19 protein-coding genes and 1 tRNA gene are annotated in these 18,147 nt (G+C 34.9%); 12 read left to right on the plus strand and 8 right to left on the minus strand.

The features are described from left to right. Window positions 1-11 precede the first annotated feature (11 nt). Entirely contained in the window at window positions 12-1,190 is a 1,179-nt protein-coding gene (locus tag BUE24_RS19725; RefSeq protein WP_170864643.1) for an SMI1/KNR4 family protein, read from the minus strand. 143 nt (window positions 1,191-1,333) lie between these two features. Next, window positions 1,334-2,071, minus strand: a complete 738-nt coding sequence (locus tag BUE24_RS24085; RefSeq protein WP_073320064.1) for a hypothetical protein — start codon at window positions 2,069-2,071, stop codon at window positions 1,334-1,336. Window positions 2,072-2,269: 198 nt separating this feature from the next. On the opposite strand from BUE24_RS24085, the gene BUE24_RS19735 reads away from it, so the two are divergent. The 3 genes from BUE24_RS19735 (at window position 2,270) to BUE24_RS23765 (ending at window position 4,769) form a co-directional block, all read left to right on the plus strand. Continuing rightward, entirely contained in the window at window positions 2,270-2,596 is a 327-nt protein-coding gene (locus BUE24_RS19735) for a hypothetical protein (protein ID WP_073320067.1), read from the plus strand. Between the two features lie 71 nt (window positions 2,597-2,667). Next, entirely contained in the window at window positions 2,668-3,876 is a 1,209-nt protein-coding gene (locus BUE24_RS19740; protein ID WP_073320070.1) for a hypothetical protein, read from the plus strand. A gap of 695 nt (window positions 3,877-4,571) precedes the next feature. Further along, window positions 4,572-4,769: an ATP-binding protein gene (locus BUE24_RS23765; RefSeq protein WP_139242062.1), complete on the plus strand. Its 198-nt coding sequence runs from the start codon at window positions 4,572-4,574 to the stop codon at window positions 4,767-4,769. Window positions 4,770-4,801: 32 nt separating this feature from the next. Here the strand turns inward: BUE24_RS23765 and BUE24_RS19745 are convergent, their stop codons facing one another. From BUE24_RS19745 to rseP, 3 genes are all read right to left on the minus strand, one after another. Beyond that, window positions 4,802-5,626, minus strand: coding sequence for a putative zinc-binding metallopeptidase (locus BUE24_RS19745; protein WP_170864644.1), 825 nt, complete (start codon window positions 5,624-5,626; stop codon window positions 4,802-4,804). Window positions 5,627-6,183: 557 nt separating this feature from the next. After that, window positions 6,184-6,257, minus strand: a tRNA-Asn gene (locus BUE24_RS19750). 91 nt (window positions 6,258-6,348) lie between these two features. After that, window positions 6,349-7,671, minus strand: a complete 1,323-nt coding sequence (gene rseP / locus BUE24_RS19755) for an RIP metalloprotease RseP (RefSeq protein ID WP_073320076.1) — start codon at window positions 7,669-7,671, stop codon at window positions 6,349-6,351. Window positions 7,672-7,827: 156 nt separating this feature from the next. Here rseP and BUE24_RS19760 point away from each other — a divergent pair, with 156 nt between their 5' ends. From BUE24_RS19760 to BUE24_RS24090, 4 genes are all read left to right on the plus strand, one after another. Beyond that, window positions 7,828-8,505 carry an SCO family protein gene (locus BUE24_RS19760; RefSeq protein ID WP_073320289.1) on the plus strand — a complete coding sequence of 226 codons (678 nt, stop codon included), beginning with the start codon at window positions 7,828-7,830 and terminating at the stop codon, window positions 8,503-8,505. 93 nt (window positions 8,506-8,598) lie between these two features. Then, window positions 8,599-8,826 carry a FeoA family protein gene (locus BUE24_RS19765; protein WP_073320079.1) on the plus strand — a complete coding sequence of 76 codons (228 nt, stop codon included), beginning with the start codon at window positions 8,599-8,601 and terminating at the stop codon, window positions 8,824-8,826. 15 nt (window positions 8,827-8,841) lie between these two features. Next, window positions 8,842-10,938 carry a ferrous iron transport protein B gene (gene feoB, locus BUE24_RS19770; protein WP_073320082.1) on the plus strand — a complete coding sequence of 699 codons (2,097 nt, stop codon included), beginning with the start codon at window positions 8,842-8,844 and terminating at the stop codon, window positions 10,936-10,938. A gap of 39 nt (window positions 10,939-10,977) precedes the next feature. Then, on the plus strand, window positions 10,978-11,130 hold the full coding sequence (locus BUE24_RS24090) for a hypothetical protein (protein WP_170864645.1): 153 nt from the start codon (window positions 10,978-10,980) through the stop codon (window positions 11,128-11,130). Here BUE24_RS24090 and BUE24_RS19775 read toward each other — a convergent pair. Beyond that, the gene (locus tag BUE24_RS19775; RefSeq protein ID WP_073320085.1) at window positions 11,127-12,053 is read right to left on the minus strand and encodes a DMT family transporter; all 927 of its coding nucleotides are present in this window, start codon (window positions 12,051-12,053) and stop codon (window positions 11,127-11,129) included. The two genes, BUE24_RS24090 and BUE24_RS19775, sit on opposite strands and share 4 nt — an antisense overlap. A gap of 45 nt (window positions 12,054-12,098) precedes the next feature. Beyond that, complete coding sequence (locus BUE24_RS19780) at window positions 12,099-12,518, minus strand: hypothetical protein (protein WP_073320088.1); 420 nt, start codon at window positions 12,516-12,518, stop codon at window positions 12,099-12,101. A gap of 97 nt (window positions 12,519-12,615) precedes the next feature. Between BUE24_RS19780 and crtD the strand changes: the two genes are divergently transcribed. The 3 genes from crtD to BUE24_RS19795 are packed head-to-tail and all read left to right on the plus strand — an operon-like array spanning window position 12,616 to window position 15,870. Continuing rightward, the gene (crtD, locus tag BUE24_RS19785; protein ID WP_073320093.1) at window positions 12,616-14,097 is read left to right on the plus strand and encodes a 1-hydroxycarotenoid 3,4-desaturase CrtD; all 1,482 of its coding nucleotides are present in this window, start codon (window positions 12,616-12,618) and stop codon (window positions 14,095-14,097) included. A gap of 6 nt (window positions 14,098-14,103) precedes the next feature. Further along, window positions 14,104-14,730, plus strand: a complete 627-nt coding sequence (locus tag BUE24_RS19790; RefSeq protein WP_073320096.1) for a carotenoid biosynthesis protein — start codon at window positions 14,104-14,106, stop codon at window positions 14,728-14,730. After that, window positions 14,731-15,870: a lycopene cyclase family protein gene (locus BUE24_RS19795; protein WP_073320099.1), complete on the plus strand. Its 1,140-nt coding sequence runs from the start codon at window positions 14,731-14,733 to the stop codon at window positions 15,868-15,870. It abuts the gene before it with no gap. 3 nt (window positions 15,871-15,873) lie between these two features. On the opposite strand, the gene BUE24_RS19800 is transcribed toward BUE24_RS19795, so the two are convergent. Then, on the minus strand, window positions 15,874-16,605 hold the full coding sequence (locus BUE24_RS19800) for a TerB family tellurite resistance protein (RefSeq protein ID WP_073320102.1): 732 nt from the start codon (window positions 16,603-16,605) through the stop codon (window positions 15,874-15,876). 215 nt (window positions 16,606-16,820) lie between these two features. On the opposite strand from BUE24_RS19800, the gene BUE24_RS19805 reads away from it, so the two are divergent. Together BUE24_RS19805 and BUE24_RS19810 are read left to right on the plus strand one after the other, a co-directional pair. Next, the gene (locus BUE24_RS19805; protein ID WP_073320105.1) at window positions 16,821-17,231 is read left to right on the plus strand and encodes a BrxA/BrxB family bacilliredoxin; all 411 of its coding nucleotides are present in this window, start codon (window positions 16,821-16,823) and stop codon (window positions 17,229-17,231) included. 174 nt (window positions 17,232-17,405) lie between these two features. Next, a complete protein-coding gene (locus BUE24_RS19810; protein WP_342039432.1) occupies window positions 17,406-18,146 on the plus strand; it encodes a lysophospholipid acyltransferase family protein in 741 nt (246 codons plus the stop codon). The last annotated feature ends 1 nt before the right edge of the window (window position 18,147 follow it).

The raw sequence follows: 18,147 nt of genomic DNA on the forward strand, positions 1-18,147 counted from the left end.
TTACGCAATAATTATTTTTCAAATCCATTACTCATAACATCTGTTTCTTTTATAAATTCCTGTAGGAAATCTGTCATATTTTCTGCTATCCAGCGAATTTTAATCTCGTCGACCCCAAAGGCGATTATTTGTCCTGATTTCCCTTTGCTTCCAGGCGCATAATCTAGAGCTATAAAATTTCCGTCACCTGTACTCATAAAAGGAATCCAATATGGATTTGTATAGATACCTATTGTTTTTCTTCCGTCTGGGTGATTATTACCCGTCAAATCAATTAACATCCAATCAACACTATCATAAATCTCTTTCCAATTTTTCCATTCATCAAGTATTTGTTCAGCAGATAAAAACCCTTGGGTTTCTATTCCATTATGTGCATTTAATAGCACCTGTAATTCTTTAGGAAATGTATAACCTGCTAAATTTTCAAATTCCTGGTAAAATTCTGTATTGTTTACAGGAGGGTTTGGTTGAAGTTGTTTTGTACTAATGAGCTCATCGAATACTCTTTTTAACATCGCTTCATCAATAGTACCACACCCGGTAGTGTCAATATATTTTTTAATATAGTTCTTTTTTTCTTTAGCTATTTTGGCTTCATTATATTGTTGCGGTGCATTCTTATGTAAATAAGATCCTGTGTTTTCATAGGGTCTTTCATCCATCATCATTCCAGAGTTTACCCATTTTTGAGAAAATTGCCCTTTTCCTAAAACAAGCAAAAATTGTGGATTTGGATTAAGTTCCGGCTGTATTTCAAATTGACCGTTACTTCTGTATTCTTCAAGATTTTTATATTGTTTTTCAAATATGATGTCCATCCATAATTTGAAATTGCCACTATTCCCCAAATGCAATCCGGCTATTTTTTTGCCTGATAAATAAGCAAACACATCATATGTTGATTCTCCGTTTTTTGGTGTAATAATCAATAGTTTTAGAACTTTAACTCCTAAATGAACCGATAATTTCTCCAGTATAATGTTCCTAAACTCCATTGTATCATAAGACCTATAATTTCTGGCAGCAGCATTTTTATGATGCGAGTAATCTTTATAAAAAGGTTCGGGAAGTTCATTTAGCGCGATGGTATTGAATGTAATATCATCGAACTTTATTTTTTTTAACTGATTGTCATAGGGTATGGTATTTATATTCATTTCGTTGTTACAGTTCGTGAGTAGTATCATTAGATTTATGAGTAAATAGTATTTCATTTTGGACTTCTTAATAATGTCTTACCCGATAATCGAGATTTAAATGCTCCGCGCCTACGTCGAAATACTTGGATATATAACTTTTTAAATGCTTTACAGGCTTGCGCTGAGGCTCTTTATTCAGCTAAGCCTATAGACATTAAATAATCCAGGTAAGGAAATAAATGCACAAGTTCTGGCGGTGCTATATCTTTTACATTTACATAAAAACACTTAAATTCATTTTTATACCTCCAATTTGAATTTAAATCCAGAAGTAAATATCCTCCACCTCCAGTATTCAATAATTCATATATTTTGGTGATATTGTGTTTACTAGAAAATTCAGAATACCAATCCATTTCTGTCCACATATTTTTTTCCTTAGTTATTGTAAATACATTATACAAAGGTTTAAATCCTGCAAATCCATAGATGTCTGTTAAACCATCCATGATGTTATAATATATCCAGTAAATTGCGATATGAATATTATTCTGAAATGTAGTGTAAGATGCCGTTGGTTCTACTGTTTTATATTTCCATGGCAATCTTGAAATCGTTAAGTATTCTTTGCCGTCAATTAAATGTACAAAAGCTCTACATATTCCATTTTTTTCTGTTTTAAATAAAAACGCATCAATTGTTTTTGGCTTAAGTGCTTTGATTAATTCTGGAAAATATTGCTCTATTTTTGAAAGTTCATTTGTTATTCCAGATTGTCTTATTCTACTATTATCGTTTAGATAATCCAACCAATGTGACGGTATTCCATTTGAGTTGGTTACAATAACAACTTTTTCATTAAGGCCTTGCGATAATTTTGATAAATGTTCTTCCAATTTAATATCCTTATTTGGTTTAAATGAATTCATAATCTTTATAGTTACTACCTACTTATTGTGACTACATTTAATTTGACCTTTATCAATTTAAATTCAGTATTGTTAAAATTATTAATTTGTAGCTAAACTAGCATTCAAATTAGGTCACAACACGTGCCGATTTATAAGTTGGTGCTTTTTTTAATGTATAATCCTTAGTTTTATGATGAGGCAAAATGTCTATGAAAAATGAATTTTAAAAAATACAGAATAGCTATCACTTTCTTTTTTATGATCTGGGTACTTCTTTTGCTAAGTTTTCACCCTTTTATAAATAATATCGGTAGTGGTGCAGATGGGTTAGGCGGTTTTATTCTAGCTGTATTAATGACGATAGTAATTATCATTTTTGGGATTGGAGTTAGTGGCTTTTTACTATTAGGACTATTAGATAATCGTTCAAAAGCAACACGTATTATGGGTGTTTTTATAGGTAGTTTAGCAATGTTAAATATCTGTTTGCTGTTCACTTGGAAATTGTCGCTTATTACATTTATTAAGCAGTTTATTTATTAATATACTAAATAGAAAACGTATGACAGAAAGTAGTCATCACCCTATTTTTAATACTTAAAATACTAACGTCCGTGCTTTGGAAAAGAAAAACAAAAATCCTAAAAGACGAAGCTAAACAATTTATTGAGCATCAACTATTATTTATTGAACGCTTGATGGGTGCTGATTGGCTTTCTAATTTTAAACCTTTTGTTCTTACTCATTTTCAGGTTGAAGGCGTTGATCATAAAGAAATCGCTCAACTTGTTTTTAACCAGGTCAAACAAGCTATTGGGTTAAAAGATGCTGACATTACACTTGACTTTTTTTGGGAAAAACCCATACAACCAAAAGATCCATTTGCTGTATTAAAAACCACCGATCTATTTAAAGAAGAAACCATCAAGATAGGAAAATATCGGAATGATAAAACATCACATATTATCTGTATAGAAATGTCCGTGTTGCGTAATCACTATCTGCTAGTATACACCCTAGCTCATGAATTGGCCCACTATTTTCTTCAAGGGCAAAAACAACTCTTCTTTAATGATGAAAAGCTGACCGATATATTGGTCTTGGTAATGGGATTTGGAAACTTTTGGTGTGAATTACACAGTAATAAAAACAGTACTAATGAAATCAAAACGGGATATTTATCTAAAGAAGAAGGCATTTACGCCCTTGCTTGGTTACAAGAGTATAACAAAGATTCGCAGTGGGAATTACACTTAAGTGATAAAGAATTATCTAAAACTTTCAAACAATATTTAACTGATATTCAAAAAGATCAAAGTAAAAAACTTTTACCAGAACAACCTCCCAGATATCTATCAGCATCATTTGCGCTCTTTTTAATCAAAATACTAGATAACGAGATTATTGATTACAGTTTTGATGATGTTTTTTTTAAAAATCTTACACTATACAATAATCAGGTTAAAAAAGGAAGGGCAATCCCTTTTAAGAAAAAAAGAACAAATATTGTCAAAAGCATTATAGAAGAAATCCGGTCATTTCAAGCAAAAAACGATTTAGAACTTTATTTGGTGCAACAGGCCATTGGTCATATAAGTCTCTACTTTAATAAACCGTTACAAGATTCTTTTTACAACAAAATTACGACTCATTGGAAAGAGAATGTCCAGTTTAGAAATCAAGATTTAGAGCTAATTCGAGATGCTTTTAACAAAAACTCATATTTAGAACCCGAATTGATGTATACCAAACGAAAAGAGTTAGCAGTAATAATCTTGCCATTATTACAATCAGAATTTAATCTGGATGAAATATCTAACTAATTGATACAAATTAATAACCATGAGTTTAATCAAAGGTAAAAACGAATTTAAAAGTAAAGTAAAAGATAACATATAAACCTCAAAATTGAGATTTGATTTCCCTTTAAACTTGTACAGTTTTCATTATCCGTTTAGGGTTAGAGTTAAAAATTAAAAATTGAGCACTCTACTGAATCCTCCGAAAAAAATATCATTAATTTGCAATTATTTCAAAGTAGTAGTTTTAATGTTGAAGTTAGTTGCAAGCTTTTATCTTATCTTTTTTCTTTTTATCTCTAATTTTCCTCAAAAAAGGGGAAAATACCGTTACCCCGAACAAAACAATAGAACGTTTAACCAAACAGCAAAGTGATACATACGATATAGGCGATTATAAGAACTTCAAATTATACACCGTTCTATTTTAACCATTACCGAAGCTAATCAGCTCATAACCTACGAAATTGATGCTATAACGAGATTAGGTGTTTATTATAAAAAAATTGATCCTTAAGGATAACCGTAACTATTGAATTGATAAATTATTGATATTGTTTGTCAATAAAATTCATTAAACCAATAAATTATGAGTTCAGAAATAAATACCGAAGTACTTGAAAGACTAATTGGACAGGAGGTAGTGGCAGATATTCCGAATGATGACGATACAGATACAATAACAATAATGGGAAATTAGAATTAACTCTAACTGATGAATGTTCAGTATCAAAAATACGGGGGAACGCTTAAAAATATCAGAAGACCAATTATTTCAGAGATTTGTGAAATCAGGAGGAAATATAGAATCTACCGGTCTAGGATTGTCTTTAGTACAGCGTATAGTGCAATACTATAACTTCTCTATACAATATAGGAATATTGATCCATGGCATATTATAACTATAGGATTCTAAAATATTTACGAATTAAGGTGATTTAAGAAATATTATTTGTAATTGTTGACATAATCAATTGGGATCAAACTGATTTTGGATCGAATTTCGCTTCTTAGTTGAATAAGTTCAGGGAACTTGTAAAAAAAGAGAATCTTCTTAAGTTTAATTTTTCCAAATTTCGACGGTTTATCACTTAGAACAAAAAATGTCCAAGACTCGGCAATATCTTCTTCTGGGCTTTCTGAGGCATAATCTGATAAGAATTGGTTTTTGTTATGAAAATAAAAACGCTGTAATCTTCTAACTTTTCTATTTTCATTTTTAATGTTGTCGATCTTATCCCATTCTTTTAGAAAATCAGCATTCCAAAAAGTACTTACAAACTCCCCTAGGTAGCTGTTTTTTTTGGCATAACCTTCCGAGGTAAGATAGCCTTTTTCATCATCTTGATAGTCATCATCGGTTATTTCTACCTGTTCAGGATTAAGAGTTAGCAAATGACCAAATTCGTGAATCAATGTGTGGGTATAATCTTGTATGTATGTAGAATCTTTAATTTCAAATTTAAAGTCTATGGTATCGATTGCAACACTCCACTTGGTGTTGATGTTATTTAGAGGAGCTATTTCGCCCAATACTTCTTCGGCACCATCAGTAAAAAGTATCAAACGAGTTACATATCTCTTTAGTAATTTGGAGGGGAGTAGATTATTTAGGTAGTTCCAATATTTAATAGCAAGAGAATCAGACTGTTTTTTACCGAGTTGAAGGGTTCCATTCGATATCTCCCAACTTTCACCTATAATTTCGGCTTGATTTTGAGCAGACAAGGAGTAACATAGAATTGTAAAGAGGAGTAAAATTAATTTATTCAATATTATTTAGGAGTTTTCTATTATTACTAAAGATAATTAATGAAAGTGAATTTACAAGACGCCTGGTTATACAATTCATTAGTATGAAAACAATGTTAAACTTTTTGTAGTGATTTTTTTGTTAGGGCTATTTATAAATTTATCTTGAGGATAATGATCAAAAAGGATTAAACAAGAAGTTAGTTATAACAGGTTTTTATCATTACTAAAATCTTATAAAAATAAATGATCGGATCCCTATTAGACAGACCAAGCAAAACCCCGATAATATATTATGGAGGCAAACGGACCATGACCAAATTAATAACATTTTGGGTAGTATTAACTTAGAAAACATTCTATTAAGATCCAAAGCTTTAAAATTTAGATTGCTAGATCAGGACGAATTGGTTAAAAAACAATTCGATAATGAATCTTACTTAAAAATATGATATAATAGTTCGTATTAATTCATCAAGTACCACGAAATGCAAGCAAAATGCAAGCAAATTTTGATGAAAACAGGCTGAAAACAAAAAAGAGTTACGAAATAACATCGTAACTCTTTAAGTATTAAGCTCCCCCTCTTGGGCTCGAACCAAGGACCCTTTGATTAACAGTCAAATGCTCTAACCAACTGAGCTAAGGAGGAATTTATGTTTGCAAAGATACTTAGTATTTCTCTTTTGCGAGTGCAAATATATACTAATTTTTGATTCTCAAAAAGATTTTTTTAATTTTTATTATTTTCCTGTGATCGCTCTATAGATATCATTTCCGTTTGCAAATAATAATAAGGCGATAAGAATAATAAAACCAACAAGTTGGGCGTACTCCATAAATTTATCATTTGGTTTTCTTCCTGCAATAATTTCATACAGTAAAAACATCACATGTCCACCATCCAATGCAGGAATCGGTAAGATGTTCATAAAAGCCAAAATAATAGAAATAAAAGCGGTAGTACCCCAAAAGGCTTTCCAGTTCCAGGCATCAGGGAAAAGATTTCCGATAGCTCCAAAACCACCTACCTGACTAGCTCCTTTTTTCGTAAATACATATTTAAACTGAGCGATATAGTCGTGCAGCGTCCAATATCCGAAATCAAAACCTGCGGAGATACTTTCTGTAAAGGAGTATTGTCTTTTCTGGATTTCAAAATTTGCTTTGGGATATACCCCAACCACACCATCTTCGTTTGGAGTCACCATTATGGTTTGTTCTGCTCCGTTTCTTAGATAGGTTATCTTTAATGCCGAATTAGTAGTATCTGCTCTTTTCAATCGATTAAAATCGTTCCAATAGACTACGTTTTGATCATTTAGGCTTAGGATGCGATCTCCTTTTAATAATCCTGCTTTATGCGCCGGAGTATCTGCTACCACACTATCTAATACAGGCTCTGCAATAGGAGAGAATGGGCGTAGTACTCCAGATTCAAACATGGTTGTTCCGATATCTTCTGGAATAGACAATGTTTCTTTTTGTCCATTTTGGTGCATTACGGTGATGTTTTCTACATCTCTCATAAACAGATAATGGTTGATCTGGATCACATCTTCCAGCGTTTCGCCATTTACTTCCATCACGCGATCCCCATCTTTGAATCCTAACTCTTTAAACGAATCTGCTACGGCAAATCCTTGTGGTAAGTCATCAAATCCTACATGATTGGTACCCCATGTAAAAATGATGGCCATATAGATCAAAAATCCAAGGATGATATTTACAGTAACTCCACCTAGCATAATGATCAATCGTTGCCAAGCCGGTTTGGATCTAAACTCCCAAGGTTGAGGTGGTCCAGCCATTTGCTCTTTGTCCATACTCTCATCGATCATCCCGGCAATCTTTACATATCCTCCCAAAGGCAACCAACCGATACCATAAACGGTCTCACCAATTTTTTTCTTGAAGAGCGCAAATTTCACATCAAAAAAGAGGAAAAATTTCTCTACTCGGGTTTTAAATAATTTGGCAGGTATAAAATGCCCTAGCTCGTGCAAAACGATTAGGATCGATAAACTCAGTAGTAACTGAATGGCTTTTACAAAAAATGGACTCATTAGGTCGTATTCAAAATTTAATCACGCAAAAGTAACCTTTTAAGAGGTATATAAAAAAAAACTACCCTCGATATCACCAGATTTAGTATTTTTTTAATGAAAAAGAGACTACAAATACAGGATAATCCTCGTATTTTTGCAGCCAGAAAAATGAGTATGCTTCAGTTTTTTTCAAAGTATAAGTTTTTTGCCGTAGTACTCTTCATACTATCTGCAATTATCATTAGTATCATTTATACCATTCTTAAACCCAAAAGAATCCTGCAGGTATATGCTCCAGAGATGGTGAATACCGAACTGGTAGATAGTACGGTGCAATATGTACGTAAATATCATAAGATTGCCGATTTCAAATTGACCAATCAAAACGGAAAAACAATTACTCAGGAGGATTATAAAGATCGTATTTATGTAGCTGATTTTTTCTTTACCACCTGCCAAACTATTTGTCCAATTATGACCGGGCATATGAAAGAGATTCAGGATCGACTTAAAGATGATCAGGAAGTATTGTTATTATCGCATAGTGTCACTCCCAAAATTGACAGCGTAGCTCGATTAAAAAAATACGCTATCGAAAAAGGAGTAGACGATAGCAAATGGAACCTGGTAACAGGAGATAAAAAACAGATCTACGACCTGGCTCGCAAATCGTATTTGGCGGCCAAATCAGATGGCGATGGTGGTCCTTATGATATGGTACATACCGAGAATTTTGTATTGGTAGATAAAAAGAAACGCATACGAGGGTTTTATGATGGTACCAATCCTGAAGAAATTGATCGCTTGATCGAAGATATTGAGGTATTAAAGCAAGAAAACCCCTCAGAATAGGCCACTTTCTCCCCTTTATTTTGAAGAATTTAGCATTTGCACTAGGTTTTTTTCCGTACTTTTGCCTAGTTTAAAATTAATCTAAATAAGCTTTTGAAGACTACTATTGCCCATCTTAAGAAAGGTCAGCGAGCCTTGATTAAGGAGATTCCCACCGATGTGATACCGTTAAAATTATTAGAAATGGGATGTCTTCCAGGTAACGAGGTACAGTTACTACAAACGGCTCCTTTTAGTTGTCCAATGTATCTCAATATCAATGGCAGTCACCTTGCAATCCGCAGAGAAGTGGCGGCAGAAATCGAAGTTCAAATTTTATAAAGGTAGTTTCTTTTTATGGCTAAGCAGATTAAAGTTTCACTAATAGGAAACCCAAATACAGGAAAAACTTCGGTTTTTAATTTACTTACAGGACTCAATCAACAGGTAGGAAATTATCCCGGGATAACGGTAGAAAAAAAAGAAGGGATTTGTAAACTTTCCAGAGGAGTAAAAGCCCATATTCTGGACTTACCGGGTACTTATAGCTTGAATGCATCGTCGCTAGACGAAAATGTAGTGATTGAGTTGTTACTCAACAAAAAGGATAAAGATTTTCCAGATGTGGCCGTAGTGGTTACCGATGTCGAAAACCTAAAAAGAAACCTATTACTGTTTACACAGATCAAAGATTTGGAAATTCCCACCATTTTGGTAATCAATATGGCCGATCGTATGCAGCGAAGAGGAATTTCTCTGGATATCCCAAGACTGGAAAAAGAATTGAATACCAAAATAGCTTTGGTAAGTGCCAGAAAAAAGCAAGGAATCGATGAGCTCAAAAAGATGATCGAATCCTATGCATCTTTGCCCAAATCCCCTTGTGTAGATGCGCTTACTTTTGCGCCAGATTATTTTGAAAGATTACAACAAGCGTTCCCTAACCAGTCTTTGTACAAACTTTGGTTGGTGATTACTCAGGATGTCAATTTCAGAAAAGTAGATAAACAAGAATTGGATATCTCTCCGGATTTTCAGATTAAATCTGAAAGTGAACTCAAACGACTACAGCAAAAAGAAACGATCAAACGTTACCAGTTTATCAATAATGTACTCAAACAAGGAGTTACTGTAGACGAAAAAGCGGCCACCGGACTTAGAGAACGATTAGACAGAATACTTACTCATAAATTCTGGGGCTATTTTATTTTCTTCGGTATTCTATTATTGATTTTTCAAGCCATTTATGACTGGTCGTCTTATCCCATGGATTTGATTGATGAAGCTTTTGCATGGCTTAGTGAGGCTACCAAATCCGCATTACCAGCAGGACCATTTGTGGATCTGATTACCGATGGGATCATACCTGGGTTAGGAGGAATCGTGATTTTTATTCCGCAGATTGCGTTTTTGTTTCTATTTATCTCGATTCTCGAAGAAAGCGGTTACATGAGTCGGGTGGTGTTTTTGATGGATAGAGGAATGCGCAAATTTGGATTAAGCGGAAAAAGTGTAGTGCCCTTAGTATCGGGAACGGCATGTGCAATTCCTGCAGTAATGGCTACCCGAAATATAGAAAGTTGGAAAGAGCGACTCATAACGATCTTGGTAGTGCCGTTTACCACTTGTTCTGCCAGATTACCTGTGTATTTAATCATTATCGCATTAGTAATCCCAGACGAAAAAGTAGGATGGATTTTTGGATATCAAAGTCTTACCTTGATGTTCCTTTATTTTTTAGGTTTTGGTGCTGCTGTAGGAGCAGCCTGGATACTGAATAAAGTGCTCAAAATAAAAAGCAAATCGTATTTCGTGATCGAAATGCCAGGGTACAAAGTGCCATTGTTTAAAAATGTAATGATCAATGTGATCGAAAAAACCAAAGCATTTGTATTTGGTGCAGGAAAAATCATCTTGGCGATCTCGATTATTTTGTGGGTATTGGCAAGCTTTGGTCCAAATGATAAATTTGATCAAGCCGAAGAGATTGTTACTGCTACTCATAGTGATCTTTCTGGAGAAGAACTTGAAAATGAAATCGTGTCTTACAAATTAGAGCATTCGTTTATTGGGTATGCCGGAAAAGGGATAGAACCTATCGTTGCTCCTTTGGGATATGACTGGAAAATAGGAATTGGAATCATAAGTTCTTTTGCTGCTAGAGAAGTGTTTGTAGGTACGTTGGCTACGATCTACAGCGTAGGGAGCGATGAAGAAGAAACCATCAAAAACCGAATGGCAGCCGAAGTACATGAAAAAACAGGAAGACCCGTATTTAATTTTGCAAGTGGAATATCCCTGTTACTGTTTTATGCTTTTGCCATGCAATGTATGAGTACGTTGGCTATCGTAAAAAGAGAAACCAACGGTTGGAGATGGCCTACTATTCAGCTGTTTTTTATGAGCGGATTGGCCTATGTGGTAGCATTGATTGCGTATCAAATTTTAAAATAAATCACTTAAGGTTTCGTATCTTTATACGACCTATTTTGTATGAATATTATAATCCAAAACATATTAGTACTTCTGGTATTTGCGGTCGCAGTAGGATTTTTGATCAAAAAATTCTTTTGGAAACCTTCCTGGTCCTCAGCAAAGAAAAAGGACAAAGGAGCATGTGGTGATGGAGGTTGTGGCTGCCATTAAGTTTTAGACTTTCTTTTCCAAGGTAAAGGACCACTGCTAATCAAGTAGACTCCCATAAAAATAAGAATACAACAAAGTAATTTTGAGATGGTAATATCTCCTTGGTACTGGCTATCTATTACCAAATACGAAACCAGCGCAACCAAAATCATAGCCACTGCAGGTTGCACATAAATATAACTGCTGGATACCGTTGGTTTTACATACTGTAATGCAAACATATTGAGTAAATAGGCAAGAAAGGTGGGCCCAACGACAACATAGATTAGCGATATCCAATTGGTAAATTCAAAAGCAGCAAAGTCAGTGTTTAATAAGGGAGAAATGCACAACGGAAACATGAATATAAACCCAAATAAAAAGGTCCAAATGATCACGGTAACGGGTTTGTATTTAGACATCATGGGTTTTACAATGACTAGATAAAAAGCAAAAGCCAAGGCGTTGATGGCAATAAAAATATTTCCTTTAATCGAACCGGTCCCTAACCCAGAATTTCCTAAGTAGATAAGCAATATGGCTCCTAGTCCTCCAATAGTAATCCCGAGCACACGTCTAGAGGTAAAAGGTTCTTTTAGTAAAAACCGGCTTATAATCACCGTGTAAATAGGCATGGCAGTAATTATTATAGCAGCATCTACTGGAGAGGTAAGGCTTAAACCATTCATCGAGAAGTACTGATTGGTAGCTACTCCCAAAAAACCACATAGCGCAAGTCTGGGAATATCTTTTCGATCTACAGATTCTTTGATAAATGTTTTCAGAATAAAAAATAAAAGTCCAGCTCCTGCTATACGAAGAAATACCAATGCAGAGGCTTCCATTTTATTAGGCATCAACCCTTTGGCGATTAAATAATTGGCACCATAAACAATATTTACACTTAATAAGGCAATATGAGCCTTTCCAGTATTAGAAATCATAGGGTGCGAATAATAAATGGGTTGGCAACATTATTGTTTAGCTGTTTATTTGATGATCAATTCCAGATAATAGTTTTCTTCGGGGATAGGTTGTTGATTGACGGGATATGGACTAATTGTATATCCATAAACCGTTTTGTCCCCCTTGGTCATTACTAACTCTTGTTTTTTAGGGTTAATGTTCGTCTTGCCAAAAATCAATTCCTTCGTTTCTAGTAGCTTTTCATTTTCATAGATTTCAATCTGCACTTTTGCCTGCCCTTCCCACATACAAGATACTCCTGTTGGACATCTTGAATCTTCAATAACTTTTACAAATTTGATGCTCTTTGAGTCGAATTCGATCGTAGATCCTAACTTCAGTTTACTAATGATTTTTGGAGATTCGGTGTTAGTCGAATCTTGTGCGGATAACGATACCTGAAATAGTAGGATTATTAACGGAAAAATAATGGATTTGATCATAACAGCTACAACACGTGTTAAAGATATATAAAAAATGAAATGCCTATGCGGTAAAAGATCCTAATATTACGGAATTTTGAGTGATCGTCATAAATTTATGGAAAGAGAAAAAGCGATAATAATAGGTGCTGGCATTGCTGGTTTGGCAACAGCAATTCGACTGCAAAGTGCAAATTTTGATGTCGAGGTTTTCGAAACCAATCCAAGTGCAGGAGGTAAATTGGCAGAAATTCGAGAAAAAGGTTATCGTTTTGATTGTGGTCCTTCTTTGTTTACAATGCCTCAGTTTATAGAAGAATTATTTACGATATCCAGCAAACCCATGTCGGCATATTTCTCTTATGTAAAAAAAGAGACAGTTTGTAACTACTTCTATGAGGATGATACCCGATTTACGGCACATGCCGATATTGATAAATTTGCAATGTCTGCCGCCGAAGCTTTTGAGGTCGAAGCTCAAACTATCAAAGATTATTTTGATAGTAGTAAAAAGAAATTTGATCTAACATCATCTTTATTTCTTGAGAAATCTCTCCATAAATTAAACACCTATTTGTCATCAGATACGATAAAAGCAATAACCAATGTTGGACAGCTGGATATAGGTGCAACGCTGCATAAAGTGAATTCAAAAAAATTTAAGGATCGCCGATTGGTTCAGTTTTTTGATCGTTTTGCCACCTACAATGGGTCTAATCCATATAAAACTCCCGGAATCATGTCTATGATCCCGCATTTGGAACAATACTATGGTACCTTTTTTCCAGAAGGAGGAATGTATAGCATAGCTCATAGTCTATATCGTCTGGCCCAAGACTTGGGAGTGGTCTTTAATTTCAATGCAAAGGTCACGCAAATAGCTGTTGCAAATAATAGTGCAGAAGGAGTTTTTGTTGGGGAGAAACGTATTGATGCTGATGTAGTAGTTTCTAATATGGATATAGTTCCTACATATCGAAAGTTACTTCCTGATTGTAAAGCTCCTGAAAAAACATTACAACAACCACGATCGAGTTCGGCATTAATATTTTATTGGGGAATCAAAGGAACATTTCCAGAATTGGATCTTCACAATATATTTTTTAGCGAAAATTACAAAGAAGAGTTCGATTGTATTTTCACGAGGAAAGAAGTTGGTAACGACCCAACTATATACATTAATATTACCTCAAAAAATGAGCCCAATGATGCACCAGAGGGGTGCGAAAATTGGTTTGTAATGATTAATGTTCCTGGCAATCAGGGACAAGATTGGGATGGTATCATCACAACGGCCAAAAAAAACATTTTGCAAAAACTCTCCAGAATTTTGCAAAGAGATATTGAGCAAATCATCGAGACCGAGTCTATTTTGGATCCACGTACTATCGAAGAAAGAACACAGTCCTATCAAGGATCTTTGTATGGCTCGTCTAGTAATAATAAATATGCAGCTTTTTTAAGGCACCCTAACTTTTCTCAACAGATCAAGAAACTGTATTTCTGTGGTGGTAGCGTGCACCCAGGAGGAGGGATTCCCTTGTGCTTGTTATCCGGGAAGATAGTTGCAGAGCTCATTTCAAAAGACACTAAAAAATAATAGAAAATGGCCCCCAAAAGAAAGCTCATATATTCCATTGTTGTTGTTTGGTTGTTTACTATCTCCGGGATTTTAGGAATTCTTATGGGGTATGAATCCTGGTTTTTATCCCTAACCTGGCTGCATTTGCTGATATACCTCTTTTTAATTCTTTGGAATGCTGATTTCAATCGGAAATTGATATATGCATTGTGTATTCCTTTTGGTATTGGTATGATTGCCGAAATAATTGGTGTCAATACCGGATTGATTTTCGGAACATACGAGTATGGTAAGAACCTAGGCCCAAAAGTGTATGGTGTACCTTGGATGATTGGGGTGAATTGGGCTATCTTAACGTTTTGTTGTGCCGCTTTAGCAAAGAAAATTGTTGATCCTATTTTGGTTTCGTCAGCATTGGGAGCAATAATTATGGTATTGCTGGATGTGGTCATGGAGTTCTCAGCACCTAGATTTGATTTTTGGGAATTTGAAGGAGGAATTGCTCCATTTCAAAATTATGTGGGTTGGTTGGTAACGGCATGTATTGTTCAGTTCTTATTTCAAAAAATGGTGAACATGTTTCGTTTCACGATCTCGGTACATATTTTTATTGCTATATTGGTCTTCTTTTCCATTTTCATATTGTTCTGAATGCAAAAATATGATTACATCATTACGGGTATGGGAGCGTCTGGCCTTATGTTTGCCTATAGGTTAGTATCTGACCCTTACTTCGATGATCATTCCATATTACTGATCGATAAAGTTTCCAAAGATCAAAATGATCGTACCTGGTGTTATTGGGACCTCACGGATGGAGATTGGGATGCTATATTGCACAAAAGGTGGGATAATATCTATTTCGGAAGTACTACCTACAAAGAACACACAGCTATTTTGCCGTATCAATACAAAATGATTCAAGGGAAGGATTTCTATGATTTTATCTTAAAAAAAATAGCTTCAAAAACCAATGTAAGCATTGCCAAAGAGACCCTTGTTGCATTGAATGAAAAAGGATCTTATGCAGAAGTTGTTACAGATCAGACCACCTATCAGGCAGGTAAAGTATTCAATAGCGTTATTCTATCCGATGCGTATAAAAAGCAACAGCAGTTTCCTTTGTTGAATCAACATTTTTTGGGCTGGTTTATTAAAACCGAAACAGATATTTTTGATGATCAGGAAGCCACTTTTATGGACTTTACTGTGGATCAAAAAGGGAATACCCGGTTTATGTATGTGCTGCCCACTTCAAAACGAGAAGCCCTTTTTGAATACACCCTGTTTTCTGAAGATTTGTTAGAAGAAAAAGAGTACGAAGAAGCTATTGTAAGCTATTTGGAAAGTAAAGGAATCAAGAACTATCAAATTGTAGAAAAAGAAAAGGGATGCATCCCGATGACTTCGTATGAATTCAAAAAATTCAATAGTACCAATATCATCCACATGGGTACAGCAGGGGGATGGACCAAAGCAAGTACTGGATATACCTTTGCGATTTCTTCGAAAAAAACAAAACGATTGGTAGCATACATTAAAGGCAATACAGATCTATCAAAATTTGAAAAAAGAACTCGATTTTGGTATTACGATTTATTGTTTTTGGATGTGTTGTACAAAAATAACGACTTCGGACACCGATTGTTCTCCATATTATTTAGGAAAAATGACAGTCGTAAAATTCTAAAATTTTTGGATGAGGAAACTACCCTTTGGGAAGAAATTAAAATTACAACCAGCTTGCCAAATTTATTGTTTTTGAAAGCCTTATGGAGAAGACTGTTTTAACATCTAACTAATACCACGTTCTTTTTTGATGGAGTCATACGCTTTTTGAACCTCTCTGAATTTTTCTTCGGCACCTTTCTTATACACTTCATCCATATGCTGTAATTTGTCGGGATGATACTTTTTGGCCATGGTTCTGTAGGCTTTTTTTACTTCAGAGTCAGTTGCTGTTTTTTCGATTTCAAGAATCTTATACGCATGATCTCCTGTTTTGAAAAACATGGCTTTGATACTTTCAAAATCCCGAACATTGATTCTTAAGAAACCAGCTATTTTTTGTATTTCCGAAGCTTCAGAAGAGCTTATACTACCATCGGCATTGGCTATACCAAATAAAAAATGAAGAATTTGTAATCGCGAAGGATAGCGAGTATGCTGATTAATATACATGCATATTCGCGGAGCAGACACCTCCCTTTTTTTAATGATTTCATTAAATGTTCTAAAGGTGGCATTGGCTCGTTCTTTCCCATAGGCACTTACAAAATAGAGGCGCACATAATCCAATTCGGTTTGATTGACCCTTCCGTCTGCCTTGATCACGATAGAGGACAGGGATAAAAGATTCAACTCGAAATCGGCGGGGGTGACTTTAGGTTGATCAGAAAAAACCGTTTTGAAATCACCTTTACCAATAGAGGTCGTATCCAAAAGGCTTCCTAATATAAATCCAAGAACGGCTCCGGGAAACCTAAAAAATATATACCCTAATAAGGTGGCAAGCCATTTGATCATTCCGTTGCAATTTTTGAGCGGTAAAGATAATCCTAATTATCTAAAACCTGATTTATTCTATTACAATATTGGTCAACACTTATGATTTTTTGTTACTCATTATCAAGGAATATTGTTGGGGAATTGATCAATTACCGACTACATGTCAGGTAACCGTATGTGGTACATAATTTGTACCTTTGTATGAAAATGTAAACAAAAAAATAAAAAGAAATATGTATCCAGCAGATTTAGTAAAACCAATGCGCGAAGATTTGACCAATATTGGTTTTGAAGAATTACACACAGTAGAGGCGGTAGAGACGGCAATGGCAAAAGAAGGGACAACATTGGTAGTTGTAAATTCTGTTTGTGGTTGTGCTGCAGCAAATGCGCGTCCGGGAGCAAAAGCTTCTTTAAATAATGATAAAAAACCAGATAATCTGGTGACTGTATTTGCGGGTGTAGATAGAGAAGCAACAGACAAAGCCAGAGGATTTATGGTTCCATTTCCACCATCTTCTCCTTCTATGGCATTATTTAAAAATGGAGAATTGGTGCACATGTTAGAGCGTCACCATATCGAAGGAAGACCTGCAGAAATGATTGCAGAAAACTTAATGGACGCATACAACGAGCATTGCTAAAAATACCATACGAAATAGGATTAAAAACCGCTCTGTCATGCAGGGCGGTTTTTTTATTTTTTGGACACGGTAATTTAGTCTGTTAAACAGTTGCTCAACTAAAAATAATATCAGACATTGCACCGTCCTAACAGATACAAGTAATGGTCTTTAGGCATTCACACAATAATAAAAATGGAATTGATCAAAAAGATACTGTCTTATCCGTTAAGCGTATTGTTTTACCTCTTTTTCGGGCTTACTTTGGTGGTGTTTCATCCACTACAATGGATTGCTGTTCGTATTGGCCCTAGAGCTCACCGAAGAATGGTAAACCTTATGAATTTATGCCTTTTAGGTTGTTTGATGATTTTGGGAGTAAGATTTAGCTATCGTAACAAGCAAAATCTACCCAAGGATAAAGAAAAAATCATTGTTTCGAATCATCAAAGCATGTTCGACATTCCTTTGATCATTTGGTTTATGAGAGCTCACAAAACCAAGTTCATTTCTAAAATAGAATTGGGTAAAGGAATCCCTAGTATTTCATTTAACCTTCGTCATGGGGGTAATGCATTGATCGACAGAAAAAATCCAAAACAATCGATTCCAGAATTAACGAGATTTGCCAAGTTTGTGGCAGAAAATAAATTTGCCGCGGTTATTTTTCCTGAAGGAACCCGCAGCAGAACTGGGAAACCAAAGAAATTTGCTGAGACTGGACTCAAAATATTATTTAAACATGCACCAGAGGCGTTGGTGGTTCCTGTAACGATCAACAACAGTTGGAAACTGGTGCGATTTGGAAATTTCCCTATGGGAGTTGGCATTCACCTAACCCTGGATGTTCATGAACCCCTCCCAGTAGATCGCAAAAATGTTGCAGAGGTAATTGCAACTGCAGAAGAACGAGTAACCCAAGGAGTAAGAACATAAT

The organism is Aquimarina spongiae, assembly GCF_900141785.1.
Taxonomy (GTDB): Bacteria; Bacteroidota; Bacteroidia; order Flavobacteriales; family Flavobacteriaceae; genus Aquimarina; species Aquimarina spongiae.